Below are 20263 nucleotides of genomic sequence, written 5' to 3'. Positions count from 1 at the left end.
TAGGCCTTAAAGTAGGCGTTTACGCTGACTTGAAGGGGCAATACCTAGTGATTCACGATACTTAGCGATGGTTCGCCTAGCTACCTGAATCCCTTGGTCAGCTAGTAGTGCTGCAATTTTACTGTCACTCAGCGGTTTGGCTGTGTTTTCAGATGCGACCAATTTTTTAATCAGTGCGCGGATTGCAGTTGATGAACATTCTCCGCCATTGTCAGTACTGACGTGACTTGAGAAAAAGTATTTCAACTCAAAGATACCACGTGGCGTATGCATATATTTCTGGGTGGTCACCCGTGAAATTGTGGATTCATGCATGTCTACGGCCATGGCTACATCATTGAGCACCATAGGTTTCATGGCTTCTTCCCCATACTCAAAGAAATCGCGTTGATGTTCAACGATACACTTCGCAACTTTGAGTAAGGTTTCGTTTCGGCTCTCCAAACTTTTAATTAGCCACTTCGCTTCTTGCAAATTGGTTCGTATGTATTGACTGTCTGCGCTGTTACCTTTACCTAAACTGGCGTACTGCTGATTAACTTTTAATCGTGGTACGCTGTCAGGGTTGATGGTTACCACCCATTTTCCGTGATCCTTAAATACGGATACATCGGGAATCACGTATTCCGCATGGTCCGAGGCTATACGACTTCCCGGGCGTGGATCAAGTTGCTGAATGAGGCGAAGAACGTCTTTCAGATCCGTCTCTTTCAGTTTAGTGTCTTTAATGATTTGGCGATAGTCGCGGTTGCCGAGATGATCAATATAGTTGAGTAACACCTCTTTTGCTTCATTGAGCCACGGTGTATCTTCTGGATAGGTACCGAGTTGAAGCAATAAACAATCTTGCAAATTGACCGAAGCGACACCTAGCGGATCAAACTGCTGAATGCGCTTGCGCACCGCTTCCACTTCATCCAGTTCAACTTCTTCTTGCTCCACGCCTTCGGTATTGAGGCTTTCAACAATGTCTTCTAGTGACAGAGTGAGATAACCGTAATCATCGATGGCGTCGATTAATGACATGGCGATCATGCGGTCAGTGTCGCTAAATGGCGTCAAATCAAGCTGCCAAATTAGATAATCTTGTAAGGACTCGGTGGTTTCACCTTGATAAACAGGCGCATCATCATCAAGAGAAAGGCCTGTGCTACCGGAGTTGGCGCTATAGACATCGTCCCACGTCGTATCGATTTCCAATTCAGAACTAATTTCTGATTTCTCAATTAATTCTGAGCTATCTTGTGGGTCAGCTTCGCTATCGGCGACATCAACGGTTGGCTCTTTAACCTCATTTTCAGCTTCACTACTGCTATTGGCGCTATTGAGCTCATCATTTTGACCGCTCTCTTCAGCGCCTTCTTCGACTTCTAGCAGTGGGTTGGAATCCAACGCTTCTTGAATCTCCTGTTGAAGATCCAAAGTTGACAGCTGCAGCAGGCGGATCGCTTGCTGCAGTTGCGGTGTCATTGCTAACTGTTGGCCCAGTTTAAGTTGTAATGAGGGTTTCATTCAGTCGTACTTGCCTTAATCCTTAAGAATCTTACTGATATATTTTTATCATAGCCGGAACTGTTCGCCTAGATACACCTGTTTTACTTGCTCATTACTGAGGACTTGCTCAGGTGTGCCTTCGGCAATTAAGTTACCTTGGCTAACGATGTATGCTTTTTCACAAACATCTAGAGTCTCTCGCACATTGTGGTCGGTAATCAAGACTCCAAGACCTCTATCTCGTAAATGCTCGATGATCTTCTTAATATCGATAACTGAAATAGGGTCAACGCCTGCAAAAGGTTCATCCAAAAGAATGAATTTAGGGTTCGCGGCGAGCGCACGTGCTATTTCAACGCGTCGACGCTCACCACCAGATAGTGCCATACCTGCACTGTCACGAATGTGCTGGATATGAAACTCTTCCAATAAATCTTCCAGTCTATCTTGGCGCTGTTCGCGGGTCAGTTCTTCACGAGTTTCCAGCACTGCCATGATATTGTCGCGTACCGAAAGTTTACGAAAAATCGATGCTTCTTGCGGCAAATAGCCAATACCCATGCGTGAGCGGCTATGCATCGGCAGAATACTGATGTCGGTATCATCAATCATGATGCTACCTTCATCGCGTGCGACCAAACCAACAATCATATAGAACGAAGTGGTTTTTCCTGCTCCGTTTGGACCAAGTAGCCCCACAATCTGACCGGATTCCACCTGCAAACTGACATCGGAAACCACTCGGCGACTTTTATAACTTTTTGCTAAATGTTCTGCTTTCAATAAGGCCATAGTTACTCTTCAACGGCTTGAGGCTGTAATACGGTTGAGACACGATCGCCACTCTGTTTGCCATCGGCAATCAGCTTTTGCGAAGAGATTTTATAACGAATTTGTGAGCCTTTAATCACGCTATCGTCTTGCGAGAGCATGGCTTGGTTGATCATCGTTAGCTGGTCATCAGCCATTTTGTAGTACAACTCTTTGGCTTCACCGTATAAGGTTTTGCCATCATCGGTGAGCTGAGAAAATGTCGCGAGATTTCCATAGCCTTCAATTTCTTGAATTGCGCCATCTTTTGCGCCGCGAGTGACGATAATTTTATCCGCATTAATATTAATGCTGCCTTGCTTGAGCTTAACATCACCGGTAAAGGTGACTTTGTTGCTTTGCATATCCAGTTGCTGGCTATCGGAATCGATATAGACGGGTTGGTCCCGGTCTGTTGATAACGCCATTGCGCTCGATGAAACCATCAAGCAAGCCATGAGGCTAAGGTGTAAGAGTTTCATATCTACCTTGTACATGCTCGTAAAGAACAGCGGTGTTATCGGCAAAGTTGCCTTTCATTGCTTGTCCCACTGTTTCAAACTGCGGCCCAACCAGAGTGACCTGATTGTCTGCCCAAAAATCTCTATTGTCTAACTGAATGCTCAGCTCTATGGTGGTTAATGTATCAAAACCTGAGTCAGGAAGAAGGTTTTTTGCTTTTACATTGCCCTTTAGCGTTAGAACATGGTCTTTATCAAGAACACCTTCGTCTGCGGTGACTTCCCACTCGTGAATATCCCCTTCTTTGTACACTTTTAGCACCGGTTGTGCAAAAACAGTATCACCACTTTTAGCGAAGTGGTCGAGGTGTTCTGAGGTGATCACATAGCTGCGGATCCCCTCTTCATTATACGAAGTGTTGGTTAAGTTTTGGCCGCTAAACATTGGTAATTCGCTATTTGGTTCGACCTGTTGATCGTAACTTTCTTGGCGTTCAATAAGATAATATCCGCACCAGCAGACAACAAACACCAAAAGAACGTAACCAATACGAGTCAAACTCATATACTCAGTCCTTTATGCACATCTAGTTCACCGCGAGCTTGCAAGATCAGGTCGCACACTTCGCGCACTGCACCACGCCCGCCAGGAATGTGGGTGACGTAGTTGGCACGTTGGCGAAGTAGGGGGTGACCATCGGCAACGCAAACACGCAGTGCCACTTTTTCCATCACCGGCCAGTCGATCAAGTCATCACCAATATAGCCGGTATGCTGCGGGTCAATATTTAGCTGGCGGCAAATGTCTAGGTACGCTTTGACTTTGTCATCTTGGCCTTGATAAACCAAAGAAATACCCAGTGCACGCATGCGATTTTCTACGATCTTAGAGTTACGGCCGGTAATGATCGCCACTTCAATGTCAGCGTTCATCAGCGACTTAACGCCATAGCCGTCACGGGTGTGAAACGTTTTTAGCTCTTCGCCGTCATTTCCCATATACACCAGGCCATCGGAAAAGACGCCATCGACATCGCAGATCAGCAGTTTGATCTGTTTAGCGATAAGATAAGTGGACTGTTCGACTGGACCATACAGTGTTTCTACCATGGTTGTCATTACATTACCCCCGCACGCAGTAGATCATGCATATTGAGTGCACCAACCAGTTTATTGTGGTCACAAAGCAGTAAACCATTAATGCTCTTTGATTGCATTAAATTTAGGCCCTCTGCAGCCAACATGTCCGGATGGGCAACCGTTGGATTCTCGGTCATGACGTCACGGATTGCTGTGGTATGAATATCAATGCGTTTATCGAGAATTCGCCGTAAATCGCCATCAGTAAAAATACCCAGTAGGTGCTGTTTATCATCGATAACCGCGGTCATCCCTAAGCCTTTTTGGCTGATTTCAAGCAGGGCATCACGGATCAGAGTTTGAGGTGTGACCATGGGTAAATCATCGCCAAGGTGCATAATGTCAGACAATTTAAGCAGCAATTTACGTCCTAACGCACCGCCCGGATGGGAGAGGGCAAAGTCTTCGGCTGTAAAGCCGCGAGCTTGAAGTAAGGAGACCGCTAATGCATCCCCCATCACTAAGGTTGCGGTTGCACTTGAGGTGGGCGCTAACCCTAAAGGACACGCTTCTTTGGGAACATGAATACACAAATGCCCTTCAGACAACTTCGCCATATTCGATTGCGGATTGCCCGTCATACTGATGATTTTTATTTGTAAGCGTTTAAGAACGGGAAACAGGGCAAGAATCTCTTGTGATTCACCAGAGTTTGAAATTGCGAGCACAATATCACCAGGGGCAATCATCCCCAGATCACCATGCGCGGCTTCACCAGGGTGAACAAAAAACGCTGGCGTTCCGGTACTGGCTAAGGTTGCCGCTATTTTATTGCCGATATGGCCAGATTTACCTATGCCCATCACCACGACTTTGCCTTTGTTGGCCAAAATCATGTCACAGGCATCAAGGAAGTGCTGATCAAAGTACTGATCAAGCTGTTGCAGCGCTGCAATTTCGGTATTTAGTACTTCTAATGCGGCAGAGCGATAGTCAAACATTCAAGTTCTCCGAAAGACGGAAAGGCTTAGGCAGCCATGTTCATAAATAAATAGCTTTGGTAAGCGACAAAGCTCAAAAATAAAATCATTCCTTCGATACGGTTGATGCTACGAGATTTACCCAACGCCATCACGACAAGCAATAGGGATACACCAAGCATCACCCAAAAATCACGCCCCATCGCATACTCATTAATCACAGAAGGATTAATGATACCGGGGATGCCCATTACGGCGAGAATATTAAATACATTTGAACCGATGATGTTGCCCACTGCCATATCATCTTCGCCTTTGAGCACGCCTGCTAGAGAAGCCGCCAATTCTGGTAAGCTGGTTCCAATTGCGATGATGGTTAGGCCTATAACTAAGTCACTCATTCCGAAGTATTTGGCGATGATCACTGCATTATCAACCAGAATATCAGCAGAGACGGGGAGCAGAACTAAGCCGACAACAACCCAAAAAGCGGCTTTTCCATTACTGACACCTTGGGGAACCTCTGACTCTTGGTCAGACAACATGCTGTCGTTTTTGTTCTGATCTTTGCGGCTAATATGCATCATGGCGAGAATAAAAGCGGCGAATAGGACAAACAGCAGAACCCCTTCATAAAATCCGAGTAAGTCGTTCCACAAGATCGCCCCTGCCACGAGGGTGACGCCAATCATTAAAGGCAATTCTCTGCGCAGTACACCGGAACTAATAGACAGGGGTTTGATTAGAGCAGTAATCCCAAGAATGAGCGCGATGTTGGCGATGTTCGAACCAAGGACGTTGCCGACAGCGGTATCGGTTTTACCGCTAAGCGCTGCGGTCGCAGAAACCATCATCTCGGGAGCGGAAGAGCCCATTGCAAGAATCGTCATGCCGATGACCAAAGGTGAGATACCAAAGTTACGTGCAAGAGCTGCCGAACCGTATACTAATTTATCCGCACTCCAAACCAGTAATACTAAGCCCACAACGAGGAGCGCAACAGCTGTTAACATGACTATCCTTAAATAATTCTAAGACCAACAAATTAACCGCTAATTTTGACGGTTTGGATAGGAAAAGGGAAGCTGAACATCGCATTTAATGTCTGCTTTTTTTAAATCGGTTAAGGAATTTTTGCTCGATCCATCACCAAGCAAAGTAAAAGTAAATCAAGGGTAAATAATCGAACAGTGCTTTTAATTCGATTTCAATCTGCTTATGATTGCCATCAATAAACGCAGCATGCAAAGAGTTAACTATGAGCCAAGAAGATTTGGTCACAATAAAAAACTTAACCTTTTCAAGAGGTTCAAGGAAAATATTTGATGATATTAGCTTGCACGTGCCAAAAGGTAAGGTGACGGCGATCATGGGCCCTTCTGGTATCGGTAAAACAACCTTATTGCGTCTTATTGGCGGACAAATCGCGCCTGAAAAGGGTGAAATTTGGTTCGATAGCCACAATATACCAACATTAAGCCGTACTGAGCTTTATGCAGAACGTAAAAAGATGAGCATGCTGTTTCAGTCTGGCGCATTATTCACCGATCTGTCGGTGTTTGATAATGTCGCTTTTCCATTGCGTGAACATACGGATCTTGATGAAACGTTGATTCGTTCATTGGTTTTACTCAAGCTGGAAGCGGTTGGTTTACGCGGGGCCGCGCAGTTGATGCCTAGCGAGCTCTCAGGCGGTATGGCAAGGCGCGCTGCATTAGCGCGTGCGATTGCTCTTGATCCGCAAATGATCATGTTTGATGAGCCGTTTGTCGGCCAAGATCCGATCACGATGGGTGTGCTGGTGGAGCTCATCGGTAATCTTAATCAGGCGTTAGATTTGACCTCAATTGTGGTTTCCCATGATGTGCCTGAAGTCATGAGCATTGCTGATTGGGTTTATCTATTGGCCGATGGCAAAGTGATTGCGAGTGGTACGCCACAGGAATTGCGTCAAAATAGCGATCCGCGAGTCCAACAATTTTTGACTGGGGAAGCCGATGGACCCGTTCCATTTCGTTACCCAGCAGACAATCTAGCGAAGGATTTATTTGAATGATAGCCAGTATTACCGAGTGGGTGGCAGCGACTGGGCGACGCTCTTTATCGGTTTGCGCGGCTTTTGGGCGCGCCAGTTTAATGTTATGGGGAGCGGTTTGGTCAAAACCGCGGCCTATCAAGCACTTTCCGCTACTTATTCAACAACTTTATAGCGTTGGTGTTCAATCACTGATCATAATTGTCCTTTCCGGACTCTTTATTGGCATGGTGCTTAGCTTACAAGGCTATGTGATTTTAGTGGACTTCGGTGCTGAAGGTGCCTTAGGCCAAATGGTGGCGCTGTCGTTATTGCGAGAGCTGGGGCCTGTTGTGACCGCTTTGCTGTTTGCAGGACGTGCTGGCTCAGCGTTGACCGCTGAAATTGGGTTAATGAAAGCCACTGAGCAACTCTCGAGCCTCGAGATGATGGCGGTTGACCCTTTAAAGCGTATTATTGCGCCTCGCTTGTGGGCGGGGGTGATTTCAATGCCGCTACTGACCATGATCTTTATTGCGGTCGGTATTTGGGGCGGCCAATTGGTCGGCGTGGACTGGAAAGGCATTGATAATGGCAGCTTTTGGTCCGCGATGCAGTCCTCGGTCGAATTTGGCCAAGATATCGGCAACAGCTTAATTAAGAGTGCGGTGTTTGCGATTACCGTCACTTGGATCGCTTTATTTAACGGGTATGACGCGATTCCTACTTCAGAAGGAATCAGTCGAGCCACAACTAGAACCGTGGTTCACTCTTCACTTGCAGTTTTAGGCTTAGACTTTGTACTAACTGCTTTGATGTTTGGAAATTAATATGCAACCAACAAGAAAAACAGAATTATGGGTCGGCAGCTTTGTTCTGGCTGGAATTTGCGCAATTTTAGTCATGATTTTTCAAGTTGCTGACGTTAAGGGATTTGGATCGGGTGATACTTACACCCTGAAAGCAAGGTTCGATAACATCGGTAGCCTAAAAGTTCGGTCGCCGGTCAAAGTTGGCGGCGTGGTAGTTGGACGAGTGACTAACATCGATCTAGACCGCGAACGTTTGGTGCCGGTTGTCAGCATTGCTGTCGATCGTCAATTTGACCAATTTCCTGATACCTCGAGTTTACAAATACTGACCTCAGGATTAATTGGTGAACAATACTTGGGGCTGACGCCTGGATTTGTTTTTGATGATGAAGAGATGCTGAAAGAGGGTGACTTCATTGAAGATACGAAGTCAGCAATGGTGCTGGAGGATTTGATTGGTCAATTCCTTTACAGCAGTGGTAACTCAGATTCGGACCAGTAAGGAACTAAGTATGTTGAAAAATTGGATGATGGCGCTTGTCGCTGCACTGGGGCTATCGCTTTCGTTAGTAGGGCAAGCCGCTGAAATCGATAAAACTCAGCCGTATCAAATGATGAAGCAAGTGTCCGGACAGACTTTTGCTCGCTTAACCGCTGAGCAAACTCGTATTCATCAAGATCCTAACTACCTTAAAACGATTGTTGAAGAGGAGTTGATGCCGTACGTCAACAGCAAGTATGCGGCGTTGAAACTGTTAGGAACCAATTTGAAAGGCGCGAAGCGCGAAGATGTGGGTGAATTTATTGAGGCTTTTCATCAATACTTGGTCAGTTCTTATGCACAAGTTTTAACGCAATATACTGATCAAACAGTAAAATTTGGTCCTGAGCCCAAAATTGATGATCAAGAACGTATCACCAGCATTAAAGTCGATATTATTGATACACCACGACCAAACATTAATCTCGAGTTCAAACTACGCAAAGACAAAAGCGGAGATTGGGAAGCGTTTGATATGATTGCAGAAGGGATTAGCTTGTTGTCGAGTAAACAGTCGGAGTGGAGTGGAAAACTGCGCCAAGACGGTATTTTGTCGGTAGCAAAAGAGCTTGAGTCCTTGGCGGCACAGCCGATTCGTTTCGAGAGTAAGCAGTAATGACACATCCTCAGTGGCACCGCGCAGCGGATGACCAAGTGACTTTGTCTGGCGCTCTTGACCGATTAACAGTCCCTGCTCTTTGGTCGTATATAAAACAATGGACGCCTGAATCTGGTGGTATGGAGTTGTCTTTAGAGCGGGTTGACCGTGTCGATTCTGCTGGCATGGTATTGTTGATTCACTTAATAGAGCATGCAAAAAAACAAAACTGTCATATAATGCTGAGTTTTGTGCCAGAAAAATTGCTGATGCTAGTGAATCTCAGTAACGCAGACGCTATTCTGGCGGACCATATCAAAACAATTTAGGGGTGAAGTGTGGATAGCGCACAAGTACAACAAATACTCGCAGCGGCATTACAAATAGAAGAACTTCACGTAAAAGGCGAAGGCAGTCACTATGAAGTGATCGCTGTTGACGCGTGTTTCGATGGCATGAGCCGCGTGAAGAAACAGCAAATGATTTATGCGCCGCTGATGGAATACATTCAAAGAAACGACATTCACGCTGTATCCATTAAAGCTTACACGCCAGACGAGTGGGCTCGTGATAAGAAGTTGATGTCACTGTAAGGTTGATTAATGGAAAAGTTTCGAGTTATAGGGTCAGATAAACCGCTAAGTGGTGAAGTGACTATTTCAGGTGCCAAAAACGCCGCATTACCGATTTTGTTTGCTTCGATTTTGGCTGAAGAGCCTGTACAAGTGAGCAATGTTCCTCATTTGCGAGACATTGACACGACGATGGAGCTCCTCAAACGTTTAGGCGCCAAAGTTGAACGTAATGGCTCTGTGCACGTTGACCCAAGCCAGATTAACGAGTTTTGTGCACCGTATGATTTGGTGAAAACCATGCGTGCGTCAATTTGGGCACTGGGGCCTTTGGTTGCTCGTTTTGGTCAAGGCCAAGTCTCACTTCCTGGTGGTTGCGCGATTGGTGCTCGACCTGTCGATTTGCATATTCACGGGTTAGAGCAGCTGGGCGCGAAGATCGAACTTGAAGATGGTTATGTCAAAGCAAGTGTCGATGGTCGCCTCAAAGGTGCGCACATCGTTATGGATAAAGTTAGCGTTGGTGCCACGATTACCATCATGTGCGCGGCGACGTTAGCAGAAGGTAAAACGGTACTTGATAACGCTGCTCGTGAGCCTGAAATTGTCGATACTGCTGATTTTCTTAATACGCTAGGTGCCAAAATCTCAGGTGCTGGCACTGATACGATTACTATCGAAGGTGTCGAGCGTTTAGGTGGCGGACAACACGCGGTTGTCGCTGACCGTATCGAAACCGGAACTTTCCTTGTTGCGGCTGCAGTCTCTGGCGGTAAGATTGTCTGTCGCAACACCAAAGCGCATTTGCTTGATGCGGTGCTGGCGAAACTTGAAGATGCTGGCGCGAAGATCGAAATAGGCGATGATTGGATCAGCCTAGATATGACCGGACGTGAGCTTAAAGCGGTAACGGTGAGAACCGCGCCACATCCTGGCTTCCCGACAGATATGCAAGCGCAGTTTACGCTGCTTAACATGATGGCGAAAGGTGGTGGTGTGATCACCGAAACCATTTTTGAAAATCGTTTTATGCACGTGCCAGAGCTGATGCGCATGGGAGCAAAAGCAGAAATTGAAGGCAACACCGTGATCTGTGGTGATGTTGATCGCCTCAGTGGGGCACAAGTGATGGCGACAGACCTTCGTGCTTCAGCAAGTCTAGTGATCGCTGGCTGCATTGCCAAAGGCGAGACCATTGTTGATCGTATCTATCATATTGATCGTGGTTACGAAAAAATTGAGGACAAGCTCTCTGCTTTAGGCGCAAACATTGAGCGCGTGTCTGAGACAGGGTAAACTCATCACCGTTGAGACGTAAAGCCGAAACAACTGTTTCGGCTTTTTTATATAAAACGAGTTATCAGCATAATAGTTAACTTGATTTGGTCATTTTTTCGGAGACCCAGAATGATTGCACTGTTACGTGTATTGGCTGTCACGATTTGGGCAATTGTGATGTTTGTTTTTGGTTGTGGTTACTGCTTATTGAGTCCACGTAATCCAAAACATGTGTTTCGCTTTGGACGTTATTTTGCTTCCTTATCGCGCCTGTTCGGCATCAAACTAGAACTACGTTTACCGGAAGATGCATACTCTCGCGGTCAGCATATTTATATTGCTAACCATCAAAGTAACTGGGATATGTTCACCGTCTCTGCGGCTGTCACGCCAAAAGTCGTGACAGTGGGTAAAAAGAGCTTGGCATGGTTACCCTTGTTTGGTCAGCTGTACTGGTTAACCGGTAATATTCTGATTGACCGTGCTAATCGCTCTAAAGCGGTAGGGACCATTGACCAAGTTGTCGATAGTATTAAGAAAACGGATGTATCGGTATGGATGTTCCCAGAGGGCACGCGTTCTCGCGGTCGAGGCTTACTTCCATTTAAAACCGGTGCGTTTCATGCCGCGGTGGGGGCAGAAGTCCCTATTATTCCGATTGTCTGTAGCTCAACCGACGGGCTGAAATTAAACCGTTGGAATAATGGTCACGTGATTGTTGAGATGCTTCCAGTGGTTAGTACCGAGGATTACAGCAAGCAAAATGTTCGTCAATTAGCCAACCTCTGCCATCAGCAAATGAAAGATAAGCTCGCCGAGCTTGATGCTGAAGTCGCTCAGCGTAATCAAGCAGAAGGCGTAAAATAAACGCGAATACTTGAAAAACCAGTGAATCTTCACTGGTTTTTTGTTTCTGGGGTAGCGATAATATCGCTAGGTTAGCTCTATTCCTTGCTTCTGAAGGGGCCTGTGGCTGCACAGGACAAGACTTTATCGTTGATGCGTGACTTAGCCTAAATTAATGCGTATTGCTTTTCTCACGTAAATAGGCGAGTGATTTGTCTAAAGATTTATTTCGTCACGAGATACCTAGAGATGCTTAGATAAGAGAAAAGCCCAATCTGAAGAAGATGAGGCTTCCTAAAATGGCTCCCCGCGGGACTGAACGTGGCCGGCTAGGTCTGAGACAATGATTTGGTACAAATCAGGAGCTTTAGGTATAAAAAACCGCGTCTTGCGACACGGCTTTTTAAATTGGCTCCCCCTGCGGGACTGAACGTGGCCGACTAGGTCTGAGACAATGATTTGGTACAAATCAGGAGCGTTAGGTATAAAAAAACCGCGTCTTGCGACACGGCTTTTTTAAATTGGCTCCCCCTGCGGGACTGAACGTGGCCGGCTAGGTCTGAGACAATGATTTGGTACAAATCAGGAGCTTTAAGGTATAAAAAAACCGCGTCTTGCGACACGGCTTTTTTAAATTGGCTCCCCCTGCGGGACTCGAACCTGCGACATACGGATTAACAGTCCGCCGTTCTACCAACTGAACTAAGGGGGAATAAATTGTTTTATTTCTCTCTAAGAGAGAATGGTGCCGACTACCGGAATCGAACTGGTGACCTACTGATTACAAGTCAGTTGCTCTACCTACTGAGCTAAGTCGGCTCCGAATTCCATCAAGCAATGCTTAATGAAGAAAGTGGCTCCCCCTGCGGGACTCGAACCTGCGACATACGGATTAACAGTCCGCCGTTCTACCAACTGAACTAAGGGGGAATAAATTGTTTTAAAACTCTCTAAGAGAGAAATGGTGCCGACTACCGGAATCGAACTGGTGACCTACTGATTACAAGTCAGTTGCTCTACCTACTGAGCTAAGTCGGCCCAATTTTTTATGTTGCTCGTACTTTGCACCAACAACGTAAACATGGTGCCTCGAGGCGGAATCGAACCACCGACACGAGGATTTTCAATCCTCTGCTCTACCGACTGAGCTATCGAGGCAACGGGGTGTATTAAAAGACTTTTCGTCTTAGAGGTCAACATTAAAATAGAAAAAAAATATCGTTTGTTGTTTTTCTGTACTCAATGTGGTGTTTTTGCTCATTTATAAACAAAAAACGATGATGGGCAGGGGGCGTTGTGCTGTTTTCGTGATGACTTTAATCATGATTGTTAGCAAGAAAATCCCAACTAATGTTTTCTTTTAGTCACTAACGATACATTTGTGCTCAAAGTGCATACTTCGCTCTATCAAGAGCCAATTAGAGTGTGGCGCTTCAGACGTATCACTCTAGAGAGATGCATTTTTGAAATCAGAGCTGGGAAGTCGAGACTCACATTCAAGTCTCAAGCTTTAGGTCTAAAAAGGTGACGGGTTGTTGAAAGACTTTTTTGAAAGTGGCGCCCCCTGCGGGACTGAACGTGGCCGGCTAGGTCTGAGACAGTGATTTGGTACAAATCAGGAGCTTTAGGTATAAAAACCGCGTCTTGCGACACGGCTTTTTAAAAGTGGCTCCCCCTGCGGGACTGAACGTGGCCGGCTAGGTCTGAGACAGTGATTTGGTACAAATCAGGAGCTTTAGATATAAAAAAACCGCGTCTTGCGACACGGTCTTTTTAAAAGTGGCTCCCCCTGCGGGACTGAACGCGGCCGGCTAGGTCTGAGACAGTGATTTGGTACAAATCAGGAGCTTTAGGTATAAAAAAAACCGCGTCTTGCGACACGGTTTTTTTAAAAGTGGCTCCCCCTGCGGGACTCGAACCTGCGACATACGGATTAACAGTCCGCCGTTCTACCAACTGAACTAAGGGGGAATTATTTGTCTATGTTTCCTATTTAAAGGAACGATAGCACCAAATAATGGTGCCTCGAGGCGGAATCGAACCACCGACACGAGGATTTTCAATCCTCTGCTCTACCGACTGAGCTATCGAGGCAAAAGAATGGTGCCGACTACCGGAATCGAACTGGTGACCTACTGATTACAAGTCAGTTGCTCTACCTACTGAGCTAAGTCGGCACACTAATATTCTTTGTGCATATTGATATCTAAAGACACCAACAATCAAATTGTGGTGCCCGGAGGCGGAATCGAACCACCGACACGAGGATTTTCAATCCTCTGCTCTACCGACTGAGCTATCCGGGCAACGGAGCGCTATTAAACGGATTTTCGAGCTTGGCGTCAACTTGTTTTTGGAAAAAAAAACAAAAAACGAGTTAACTGCTGCGAATTTAGCCGATTTAAGTCATTGCGCTTAGCCGCCGTTAAATTCTCGTTTGTAATTGGTGACTTTTTGTAAATATCGTCGTGACTCAGAGTTCGGGTGTTTGTTGGTCAGTGCCCAATAAACTTGGTTTGGTTTGAGAGAATTTAAGTCTCGCATCGCTCGAGTTCGATTGGAGCTGAAAGTATTAAGCACGCCACCTGTGCCACCGTTGTAGGCGGAAATCATGCTGTACTCGAGAGAGGTTGCGTTACGTACATCTTTCAAGTATCGATTTTTAAGAATATAGAAATAGGCGGTGCCCGTGTCGATATTGTTTTCTGGATTAAACAAATATTCTGGTGACGGTTGACCACGCCGCTTCTTAACGATTTGAAAGACATCACGCCCTGCGGTTTTAGGTACGACTTGCATTAACCCATACGCGTTGGCCCAACTGACGGCATAAGGATTAAAGCTGCTTTCGGTTTTGATGATGGCGTAAATCAAGTCTTCTGGAATGTCATATTTGCGCGAAGCTCGGCGGACAATATCGGCGTATTTATAGCCGCGAATTTCTATCTGATTCTCGACCATAGGGATTTCAACGTAATACGCCTTTTTAAAATCCACTTGTTTGACTTTGAGATAGTGCGCGATCAAAAAGTCGGCATAACGATTTGCTCGCCAAGACCATTTAATCGGTTTTTTATCTTGGTCAACGACCTGATTGTAGAGAAATGGCTGGCCTTCAAGGCGAATCGATTTTGAAGAAAAAAGATCGACATTCGCCGGATCATCTGGCGTTAATAGTGTCGTGACAATGGCGTTTTTGAGGTGCGATTTCGGGTCGGTCGGAGAGACAGTTTCAACAACAATTGTCCCTTTAGAAAAGTTAACTTCTGAGCGACTGAGGTAATTATCGATGTACTTAACGTAGTTACTTTTGCCGGCGTATTTGATTTCCCGGCTACCCCACTTTTTTTCGATACTATTGGTAAAGTTGCCGATCAGAGAGTCCAGCGCTTTGGTGTCTTTGGTAAATTGACCGGGTAATTGGGCGAGATTTTTGGCAAATCGATTGGTGGGTTCGTAATCGACTTGATAAATACTTTCAACGAATTCTCGGCTACAGCCGGTCAAGACAAGCAGACTCAAAAAGTAGCAAAGCTTTCTCATACTTTTTTACCTAACATAAATGACACCAAAGCATCAGTAATGATGTCATTTATTATCAGGGATGCAAATATTCGTCCGACTAAATCAGAGAAATCTGAATCTAGTTCTATTTACTGCTCACTCGGAGGCGTGTAACCATCAATTTGCACATCTTTGCCTTCAAACAAGTAATTGACCATTTCCGTTTCGATCAGCTTACGATGTTCAGGATCCATCATGTTGAGTTTTTTCTCGTTGATCAGCATGGTTTGCTTATGTTGCCACTGAGCCCATGCTTCTTTTGAGATGTTATCAAAAATACGTTTACCCAGTTCTCCTGGATAAAGTTGAAAATCGAGCCCTTCGGCTTCTTTATTTAGTCGAGCACAAAATACAGTGCGGCTCATAACGACTCCTTGATTAAAGTTCGTACGGCAGAGTTTCTAGCAGCTGCTTCACTGGGGCTGCCAGCCCTACTTGTTCCGGTTGAGATAAGTTATACCAAAGACCTTTACTGCCTTCCATTATCACATGCGGTTGCTGTGAAACATCAACCAGTATTGGGGTAATGTCTAAATGGTAATGACTAAAGGTATGGCGAAATGCAATTAACGTTTTATGCTGAGTAATGATTGAGGAAGAAATGCCTCGGTTTTCCAATTGCTGAGTGATATCCGCGTCTGTGTTCTCGGGAAACGCAAAGAGCCCACCCCAGATTCCGCTTTGTGGACGTTGCTCAAGCCATACCTGATTATCATGGTGAAGCATGATAAACCAAGTCTCTTTGACGGGTTTGTCTTTTTTCGGCTTTTTGCCTGGGTAGTCGAGTGGATTGCCTTGTTTATAGGCCACACACATCGATTGAATTGGGCACAAAGTACATTTAGGCTTGCTGCGAGTGCAGACCATTGCCCCCATATCCATCATCGCTTGATTGTATTTATCGACATCGTGGTCTGGTGTGTGCGTTTGGGCGATTGTCCAAAGCTTATTCTCAACGGCTTTTTGTCCCGGCCAACCTTCCACTGCAAATGCACGCGCAAGTGTGCGTTTCACATTACCATCCAAGATAGCGTGAGGCTGTTTATGCACCGATGACAGAATCGCAGCTGCGGTTGAGCGGCCTATGCCTGGCAACGCATTCATTTGCTCGATGTCGGTTGGAAATTCACCAGCGTATTGCTTCGCAACCACTTGGGCCGCTTTATGCAGATTACGTGCTCTCGCGTAATAACCAAGTCCGGTCCATAGGTGCAGTACTTCATCTTGCTCAGCTTCGGCAAGGTCAGTCACGGTAGGAAAACGTTCAAGGAAGCGCTGATAATAGGGAATAACGGTTGCTACTTGGGTTTGCTGCAACATAATTTCCGATAACCAAACACTATAGGCGGTTTTGTTATGTTGCCACGGAAGCTCTTTACGCCCATAGGCGTCATACCAGTTTAAAATAGCCTTAGCAAAAGGAGTCACGACTTGCTCTACATGAGTTATACATATAATTAGGTGCAAAATTGCACCACATTCTGAGTGAAATGTACAACCGACATTTGGTGTGGTTTTATCTTTCTGCTTGCACCAAAGCTAATTCTTTGGATAATCACAAGCCCTTTGAGGCGAGAGCAAATTTTAAACAGGCGAAACCAATGAGTGAAGTGACCACCAACGAATATAACCAAGACGGCAAATTGATCCGTAAAGTACGCAGTTTTGTGCGTCGTGAAGGCCGTCTGACCAAAGGTCAAGAGGCAGCGATGAACGAGTGCTGGCCAACCATGGGTATTGATTACCAACCTCAACGGCTCAATTGGAATGAAGTGTTTGGTAACGACAACCCGGTTGTGCTTGAAATCGGTTTTGGTATGGGTGCTTCTCTAGTTGAAATGGCAAAAAATGCCCCAGAGAAAAACTTTATCGGCATTGAAGTTCATAGCCCGGGTGTGGGGGCATGTTTAGCTTCTGCACGTGACGCAGGCGTCACTAACCTGCGCGTCATGTGTCATGATGCGGTTGAAGTGTTTGAGCATATGATTCCTGATAATAGCTTAACGACATTGCAGCTGTTTTTCCCAGACCCATGGCATAAGAAACGCCACCATAAACGCCGCATTGTTCAGCTTGAATTTGCAGAAATGATTCGTCAAAAATTGATTCTTGGCGAAGGTATTTTCCATATGGCGACAGATTGGGAAAACTACTCTGAACATATGATTGAAGTGATGGAGCAAGCGCCTGGTTATCAGAACATTGCGCAAAATGGGCAATTTGTTGAGCGCCCTGACGATCGACCGTTAACTAAGTTTGAAGCTCGTGGGCAGCGTCTAGGTCATGGGGTTTGGGATATTAAATATCAGCGAGTTAGCTAAGTTTTAATCTCTGACGTTATCACGTATTCTAGCCAAGCCGACATTATTTAATGTTGGCTTTGTTGTTTTTATTAGCCAGCAAAATGTCATTTGCGACAGCAGGGTTTGTGAGGTAAGCACTAAATGAAACCGAACGCAGAAATGTTAACCGCGATACTGGAAGAAGTTCGTCCGTTAATCGGTCAAGGAAAGGTTGCAGATTATATTCCGGCGTTAGCCAAAGTCTCGAATCATAAATTGGGGATCGCGGTGTATACCAATCAAGGCGACATGATCACTGCTGGTGATGCGCATGAAGCATTTTCGATTCAGTCGATTTCTAAAGTGCTGAGCCTGACATTAGCGATGGGGCTATACCTGCCTAATGAGCTTTGGCAGCGAGTGGGCAAAGAGCCTTCTGGTCAAGCATTTAACTCAATGATTCAGCTTGAAATGGAGCAGGGGATTCCGCGTAATCCGTTTATCAACGCAGGCGCGATTATTGTTGCCGATATGCTGCAATCCCGCTTATCCGCACCGCGTCAGCGTTTGCTTGAATTTGTGCGTAAGTTATCGAGTAACCCGCATGTGGTTTATGACAAAGTGGTGGCCGCTTCAGAAATGATGCACAGTGATCGCAACGCCGCGATCGCCTACCTAATGCGAGCGTTTGGAAATTTTGACAACGAAGTCATTCCAGTACTCAATAACTACTTTCATGCCTGTGCGATCAAATTAAGCTGTGTCGATTTGGCTAGAACCTTCAGCTATCTCGCCAATAAAGGATGTATGGTTGATGGCGGTAAGCGCATTGTGACCGAAACGCAATCTAAACAGCTGAATGCTTTGCTGGCAACATGTGGTCTGTACGATGGTGCGGGTGAGTTTGCTTATCGTGTCGGTATGCCCGGTAAATCTGGAGTTGGCGGCGGCATTATTGCGATTGTGCCGGGGGATATGACGATCGCAGTATGGTCGCCAGAGTTGGATCGTTCGGGTAACTCTTTGGCCGGAACGCAGGCTCTCGAATTACTCTCCGAGCGGATGGGCCGATCCATATTTTAAGCTTAAAAAAGGGAGCGTGATGCTCCCTTTGCTTTGCTACTCGTCTTCAGGCATGAAGGCGGCTAATAGGTCGTTGAGAAACAGCTTACCTTGTTCCGTAATTTGCCAATGTGTTTCAGTTTGCTGTAAATAGCCCTTGTTCAAGGCCCAATCGATGGTGGGTTGAATCGTTTGCAGTGGCAACCCTGTGGTAGAGACAAAATCTTGTTTAGGGCAGGCTTCAAGCAGCCGAAAGCGATTCATAAAAAATTCAAAAGGACGGTCTTGGTCAGCCACAAACTGTTCATGATCCAAATACGGTTTGACCATATTTTGATAAGCCGCCAAGTAGCCGCGTGGGTGCTTAATTTTTGTGGTTCGAATGATACGTCCATCGGAGAAACTAAGCTTACCGTGAGCGCCGCAGCCTATACCAAGATAGTCCCCAAAGCGCCAATAGTTAAGATTGTGTTGGCATTGAAATCCTGGCTTGCTATAGCCGGAAATTTCATATTGCACATAGCCTGCCGCACTCAGTTTTTTGTGCCCTTGTTCAAAGATATCCCACAGATCATCGTCATCAGGCAACGTCGGCGGTTTATAGTAGAACATAGTATTAGGCTCAATCGTCAGCTGATACCAAGACAGATGCGGCGGGTCGAGTGCAATGGCTTGATCGAGGTCTGCCAATGCTTGTTCTATGCTTTGATCAGGCAAGCCATGCATCAAATCCAAATTAAAGCTGTTGAGGCCAATTTGATGCGCCAATTTCGCCGCATTCACCGCCTCTTGCTGACCATGAATTCGACCTAGGCGTTCCAGTTTTTGTTGTTCAAAGCTCTGAACGCCAATCGAAATACGCGTAATGCCGGCTTGTTGATAGGCTTTAAAGCGCTCAGCTTCTATCGTGCCGGGGTTCGCCTCCATGGTGATTTCAATCTGATCCTCAAATGCAATTCGCTTAGCAATGCCTTGTATTAGTTGGGCAATACCTTGAGCCGAAATTAAACTCGGTGTTCCGCCCCCGATAAAGATCGAATGTAATCGGCGTGGATTATTCGCTAGCTGATACCGATCGATATCTGTATCCAGATCTTCCAGTAGGGCATTGATATACCCCTCTTCAGGAATCTGTTCTTTGAGTTCATGAGAGTTGAAATCACAGTACGGGCACTTTTGTACACACCATGGGATGTGAACATACAAACTAAGTGCAGGAGGCGTGAGCATGACTATCTCGCTTATGATGAATGTAAAATTAAGACTGCTGTGAAAGTGTGGCGAACAGCTTTTTCAACGCTTTGCCACGGTGCGAAAGTTGTTTTTTCATTGCAGGCTCTAGCTCTGCTGAAGCACATTGATGCTCAAGTACGAAGAACACAGGATCGTAACCAAAGCCATTTTCGCCATGGGCTTTGGTGAGAATGCGTCCTTCCCATTGACCATGACACACGATAGGTGTTGGATCGTTTTCATGGCGCATTAACACCAACACGCAATGAAAGCGTGCAGTGCGCTGCGCTTCAGGCACGTCTTTCATCGCCTCAAGTAACTTATTGAGGTTTTTTTCGTCGGTAGCGCCTTCACCAGAGTAACGTGCGGAGTATACGCCAGGTGCGCCGTTAAGGTAATCTACTTCTAAACCTGAATCATCTGCAATTGCAGGTAGCCCAGTCTCTTTGGCGGCATGACGTGCTTTAATGATGGCATTTTCAATAAAGGTCGTGCCGGTTTCAGCCACATCAGAGACGTTAAATTCGCTTTGTGCGACAACATCAAAACCAAAATCTGCCAGTAGATCGGCCATTTCACGAACTTTGCCCTGATTACCAGTGGCGAGCACTATTTTTTTCATTTCTATCCCTATTG

At 45.8% G+C, this 20263-nt stretch carries 22 protein-coding genes and 9 tRNA genes; 10 read left to right on the top strand and 21 right to left on the bottom strand.

Annotation, left to right across the window (positions count from 1 at the left end):
* Positions 1 to 6 precede the first annotated feature (6 nt).
* The 7 genes from ACFFUV_RS21625 to ACFFUV_RS21595 are packed head-to-tail and all read right to left on the bottom strand — an operon-like array spanning position 7 to position 5838.
* Positions 7 to 1512 carry an RNA polymerase factor sigma-54 gene (locus ACFFUV_RS21625; protein WP_390197376.1) on the bottom strand — a complete coding sequence of 502 codons (1506 nt, stop codon included), beginning with the start codon at positions 1510 to 1512 and terminating at the stop codon, positions 7 to 9.
* Positions 1513 to 1560: 48 nt separating this feature from the next.
* Complete coding sequence (lptB, locus tag ACFFUV_RS21620; RefSeq protein WP_390197373.1) at positions 1561 to 2286, bottom strand: LPS export ABC transporter ATP-binding protein; 726 nt, start codon at positions 2284 to 2286, stop codon at positions 1561 to 1563.
* Positions 2287 to 2288: 2 nt separating this feature from the next.
* Positions 2289 to 2786 (bottom strand): lipopolysaccharide transport periplasmic protein LptA, encoded by a 498-nt coding sequence (gene lptA / locus ACFFUV_RS21615; RefSeq protein ID WP_390197370.1) that lies wholly within the window; start codon positions 2784 to 2786, stop codon positions 2289 to 2291.
* On the bottom strand, positions 2767 to 3330 hold the full coding sequence (gene lptC / locus ACFFUV_RS21610; protein WP_390197367.1) for an LPS export ABC transporter periplasmic protein LptC: 564 nt from the start codon (positions 3328 to 3330) through the stop codon (positions 2767 to 2769). The genes lptA and lptC overlap by 20 nt, the downstream gene beginning before the upstream one ends.
* Positions 3327 to 3884: a 3-deoxy-manno-octulosonate-8-phosphatase KdsC gene (gene kdsC / locus ACFFUV_RS21605; RefSeq protein ID WP_390197364.1), complete on the bottom strand. Its 558-nt coding sequence runs from the start codon at positions 3882 to 3884 to the stop codon at positions 3327 to 3329. The genes lptC and kdsC overlap by 4 nt, the downstream gene beginning before the upstream one ends.
* The gene (gene kdsD, locus ACFFUV_RS21600; RefSeq protein ID WP_390197361.1) at positions 3884 to 4846 is read right to left on the bottom strand and encodes an arabinose-5-phosphate isomerase KdsD; all 963 of its coding nucleotides are present in this window, start codon (positions 4844 to 4846) and stop codon (positions 3884 to 3886) included. Before kdsD ends, kdsC begins: the two co-directional genes overlap by 1 nt.
* Before the next feature lie 26 nt (positions 4847 to 4872).
* The gene (locus tag ACFFUV_RS21595) at positions 4873 to 5838 is read right to left on the bottom strand and encodes a calcium/sodium antiporter (protein ID WP_390197359.1); all 966 of its coding nucleotides are present in this window, start codon (positions 5836 to 5838) and stop codon (positions 4873 to 4875) included.
* A gap of 245 nt (positions 5839 to 6083) precedes the next feature.
* On the opposite strand from ACFFUV_RS21595, the gene mlaF reads away from it, so the two are divergent.
* The 8 genes from mlaF (at position 6084) to ACFFUV_RS21555 (ending at position 11507) form a co-directional block, all read left to right on the top strand.
* Positions 6084 to 6881, top strand: coding sequence for a phospholipid ABC transporter ATP-binding protein MlaF (gene mlaF / locus ACFFUV_RS21590; RefSeq protein ID WP_390197355.1), 798 nt, complete (start codon positions 6084 to 6086; stop codon positions 6879 to 6881).
* Complete coding sequence (gene mlaE, locus ACFFUV_RS21585) at positions 6878 to 7669, top strand: lipid asymmetry maintenance ABC transporter permease subunit MlaE (protein ID WP_390197352.1); 792 nt, start codon at positions 6878 to 6880, stop codon at positions 7667 to 7669. Before mlaF ends, mlaE begins: the two co-directional genes overlap by 4 nt.
* 1 nt (position 7670) lies before the next feature.
* Entirely contained in the window at positions 7671 to 8153 is a 483-nt protein-coding gene (gene mlaD, locus ACFFUV_RS21580) for an outer membrane lipid asymmetry maintenance protein MlaD (protein WP_390197350.1), read from the top strand.
* Positions 8154 to 8178: 25 nt separating this feature from the next.
* Positions 8179 to 8808 carry an ABC transporter substrate-binding protein gene (locus tag ACFFUV_RS21575; protein WP_390197485.1) on the top strand — a complete coding sequence of 210 codons (630 nt, stop codon included), beginning with the start codon at positions 8179 to 8181 and terminating at the stop codon, positions 8806 to 8808.
* A complete protein-coding gene (locus ACFFUV_RS21570) occupies positions 8808 to 9119 on the top strand; it encodes an STAS domain-containing protein (protein ID WP_390197347.1) in 312 nt (103 codons plus the stop codon). The genes ACFFUV_RS21575 and ACFFUV_RS21570 overlap by 1 nt, the downstream gene beginning before the upstream one ends.
* 9 nt (positions 9120 to 9128) lie before the next feature.
* Positions 9129 to 9383, top strand: a complete 255-nt coding sequence (gene ibaG, locus ACFFUV_RS21565; RefSeq protein ID WP_390197344.1) for a BolA family iron metabolism protein IbaG — start codon at positions 9129 to 9131, stop codon at positions 9381 to 9383.
* A 9-nt stretch (positions 9384 to 9392) separates the two neighbouring features.
* A complete protein-coding gene (murA, locus tag ACFFUV_RS21560; protein ID WP_390197341.1) occupies positions 9393 to 10658 on the top strand; it encodes a UDP-N-acetylglucosamine 1-carboxyvinyltransferase in 1266 nt (421 codons plus the stop codon).
* A gap of 111 nt (positions 10659 to 10769) precedes the next feature.
* Positions 10770 to 11507 carry a 1-acylglycerol-3-phosphate O-acyltransferase gene (locus tag ACFFUV_RS21555; protein WP_390197338.1) on the top strand — a complete coding sequence of 246 codons (738 nt, stop codon included), beginning with the start codon at positions 10770 to 10772 and terminating at the stop codon, positions 11505 to 11507.
* A gap of 615 nt (positions 11508 to 12122) precedes the next feature.
* Here the strand turns inward: ACFFUV_RS21555 and ACFFUV_RS21550 are convergent.
* The 12 genes from ACFFUV_RS21550 to mutY form a co-directional block, all read right to left on the bottom strand.
* Positions 12123 to 12198, bottom strand: a tRNA-Asn gene (locus ACFFUV_RS21550).
* 31 nt (positions 12199 to 12229) lie between these two features.
* Positions 12230 to 12305: transfer RNA gene (locus tag ACFFUV_RS21545), tRNA-Thr, on the bottom strand.
* Between the two features lie 35 nt (positions 12306 to 12340).
* Positions 12341 to 12416 (bottom strand) — tRNA-Asn (locus ACFFUV_RS21540).
* 32 nt (positions 12417 to 12448) lie between these two features.
* Positions 12449 to 12524 (bottom strand) — tRNA-Thr (locus ACFFUV_RS21535).
* A gap of 44 nt (positions 12525 to 12568) precedes the next feature.
* A tRNA-Phe gene (locus tag ACFFUV_RS21530) sits at positions 12569 to 12644 on the bottom strand.
* Between the two features lie 737 nt (positions 12645 to 13381).
* Positions 13382 to 13457 (bottom strand) — tRNA-Asn (locus tag ACFFUV_RS21525).
* Between the two features lie 47 nt (positions 13458 to 13504).
* Positions 13505 to 13580: transfer RNA gene (locus ACFFUV_RS21520), tRNA-Phe, on the bottom strand.
* A gap of 7 nt (positions 13581 to 13587) precedes the next feature.
* Positions 13588 to 13663 (bottom strand) — tRNA-Thr (locus tag ACFFUV_RS21515).
* Positions 13664 to 13716: 53 nt separating this feature from the next.
* Positions 13717 to 13792 (bottom strand) — tRNA-Phe (locus tag ACFFUV_RS21510).
* A 109-nt stretch (positions 13793 to 13901) separates the two neighbouring features.
* A complete protein-coding gene (mltC, locus tag ACFFUV_RS21505; protein WP_390197335.1) occupies positions 13902 to 15029 on the bottom strand; it encodes a membrane-bound lytic murein transglycosylase MltC in 1128 nt (375 codons plus the stop codon).
* A 110-nt stretch (positions 15030 to 15139) separates the two neighbouring features.
* On the bottom strand, positions 15140 to 15415 hold the full coding sequence (locus tag ACFFUV_RS21500; protein WP_390197332.1) for an oxidative damage protection protein: 276 nt from the start codon (positions 15413 to 15415) through the stop codon (positions 15140 to 15142).
* Positions 15416 to 15428: 13 nt separating this feature from the next.
* The gene (gene mutY, locus ACFFUV_RS21495; RefSeq protein ID WP_390197330.1) at positions 15429 to 16478 is read right to left on the bottom strand and encodes an A/G-specific adenine glycosylase; all 1050 of its coding nucleotides are present in this window, start codon (positions 16476 to 16478) and stop codon (positions 15429 to 15431) included.
* A 173-nt stretch (positions 16479 to 16651) separates the two neighbouring features.
* Here mutY and trmB point away from each other — a divergent pair, with 173 nt between their 5' ends.
* The gene (gene trmB, locus ACFFUV_RS21490; RefSeq protein ID WP_390197327.1) at positions 16652 to 17371 is read left to right on the top strand and encodes a tRNA (guanosine(46)-N7)-methyltransferase TrmB; all 720 of its coding nucleotides are present in this window, start codon (positions 16652 to 16654) and stop codon (positions 17369 to 17371) included.
* Positions 17372 to 17494: 123 nt separating this feature from the next.
* Positions 17495 to 18415, top strand: coding sequence for a glutaminase B (glsB, locus tag ACFFUV_RS21485; RefSeq protein ID WP_390197323.1), 921 nt, complete (start codon positions 17495 to 17497; stop codon positions 18413 to 18415).
* Between the two features lie 36 nt (positions 18416 to 18451).
* Here glsB and hemW read toward each other — a convergent pair whose 3' ends face one another.
* Positions 18452 to 19624: a radical SAM family heme chaperone HemW gene (hemW, locus tag ACFFUV_RS21480; protein WP_390197319.1), complete on the bottom strand. Its 1173-nt coding sequence runs from the start codon at positions 19622 to 19624 to the stop codon at positions 18452 to 18454.
* 28 nt (positions 19625 to 19652) lie between these two features.
* The gene (locus ACFFUV_RS21475; RefSeq protein ID WP_390197315.1) at positions 19653 to 20249 is read right to left on the bottom strand and encodes an XTP/dITP diphosphatase; all 597 of its coding nucleotides are present in this window, start codon (positions 20247 to 20249) and stop codon (positions 19653 to 19655) included.
* Positions 20250 to 20263: the final 14 nt, after the last annotated feature.

Origin of the sequence: Vibrio olivae (genome assembly GCF_042428525.1) — a bacterium.
GTDB lineage: Bacteria > Pseudomonadota > Gammaproteobacteria > Enterobacterales > Vibrionaceae > Vibrio > Vibrio olivae.
This window is presented reverse-complemented; position numbering and strand designations above follow the sequence as displayed.

Excerpts from the sequence above, each read along its gene's own strand:
- ACFFUV_RS21625 (WP_390197376.1), bottom strand. The coding sequence starts at position 1,512 with ATGAAACCCTCATTACAACTTAAACTGGGCCAACAGTTAGCAATGACA.
- lptB (WP_390197373.1), bottom strand. The coding sequence starts at position 2,286 with ATGGCCTTATTGAAAGCAGAACATTTAGCAAAAAGTTATAAAAGTCGC.
- lptA (WP_390197370.1), bottom strand. The coding sequence starts at position 2,786 with ATGAAACTCTTACACCTTAGCCTCATGGCTTGCTTGATGGTTTCATCG.
- lptC (WP_390197367.1), bottom strand. The coding sequence starts at position 3,330 with ATGAGTTTGACTCGTATTGGTTACGTTCTTTTGGTGTTTGTTGTCTGC.
- kdsC (WP_390197364.1), bottom strand. The coding sequence starts at position 3,884 with ATGACAACCATGGTAGAAACACTGTATGGTCCAGTCGAACAGTCCACT.
- kdsD (WP_390197361.1), bottom strand. The coding sequence starts at position 4,846 with ATGTTTGACTATCGCTCTGCCGCATTAGAAGTACTAAATACCGAAATT.
- ACFFUV_RS21595 (WP_390197359.1), bottom strand. The coding sequence starts at position 5,838 with ATGTTAACAGCTGTTGCGCTCCTCGTTGTGGGCTTAGTATTACTGGTT.
- mlaF (WP_390197355.1), top strand. The coding sequence starts at position 6,084 with ATGAGCCAAGAAGATTTGGTCACAATAAAAAACTTAACCTTTTCAAGA.
- mlaE (WP_390197352.1), top strand. The coding sequence starts at position 6,878 with ATGATAGCCAGTATTACCGAGTGGGTGGCAGCGACTGGGCGACGCTCT.
- mlaD (WP_390197350.1), top strand. The coding sequence starts at position 7,671 with ATGCAACCAACAAGAAAAACAGAATTATGGGTCGGCAGCTTTGTTCTG.
- ACFFUV_RS21575 (WP_390197485.1), top strand. The coding sequence starts at position 8,179 with ATGATGGCGCTTGTCGCTGCACTGGGGCTATCGCTTTCGTTAGTAGGG.
- ACFFUV_RS21570 (WP_390197347.1), top strand. The coding sequence starts at position 8,808 with ATGACACATCCTCAGTGGCACCGCGCAGCGGATGACCAAGTGACTTTG.
- murA (WP_390197341.1), top strand. The coding sequence starts at position 9,393 with ATGGAAAAGTTTCGAGTTATAGGGTCAGATAAACCGCTAAGTGGTGAA.
- ACFFUV_RS21555 (WP_390197338.1), top strand. The coding sequence starts at position 10,770 with ATGATTGCACTGTTACGTGTATTGGCTGTCACGATTTGGGCAATTGTG.
- mltC (WP_390197335.1), bottom strand. The coding sequence starts at position 15,029 with ATGAGAAAGCTTTGCTACTTTTTGAGTCTGCTTGTCTTGACCGGCTGT.
- ACFFUV_RS21500 (WP_390197332.1), bottom strand. The coding sequence starts at position 15,415 with ATGAGCCGCACTGTATTTTGTGCTCGACTAAATAAAGAAGCCGAAGGG.
- trmB (WP_390197327.1), top strand. The coding sequence starts at position 16,652 with ATGAGTGAAGTGACCACCAACGAATATAACCAAGACGGCAAATTGATC.
- glsB (WP_390197323.1), top strand. The coding sequence starts at position 17,495 with ATGAAACCGAACGCAGAAATGTTAACCGCGATACTGGAAGAAGTTCGT.
- hemW (WP_390197319.1), bottom strand. The coding sequence starts at position 19,624 with ATGCTCACGCCTCCTGCACTTAGTTTGTATGTTCACATCCCATGGTGT.
- ACFFUV_RS21475 (WP_390197315.1), bottom strand. The coding sequence starts at position 20,249 with ATGAAAAAAATAGTGCTCGCCACTGGTAATCAGGGCAAAGTTCGTGAA.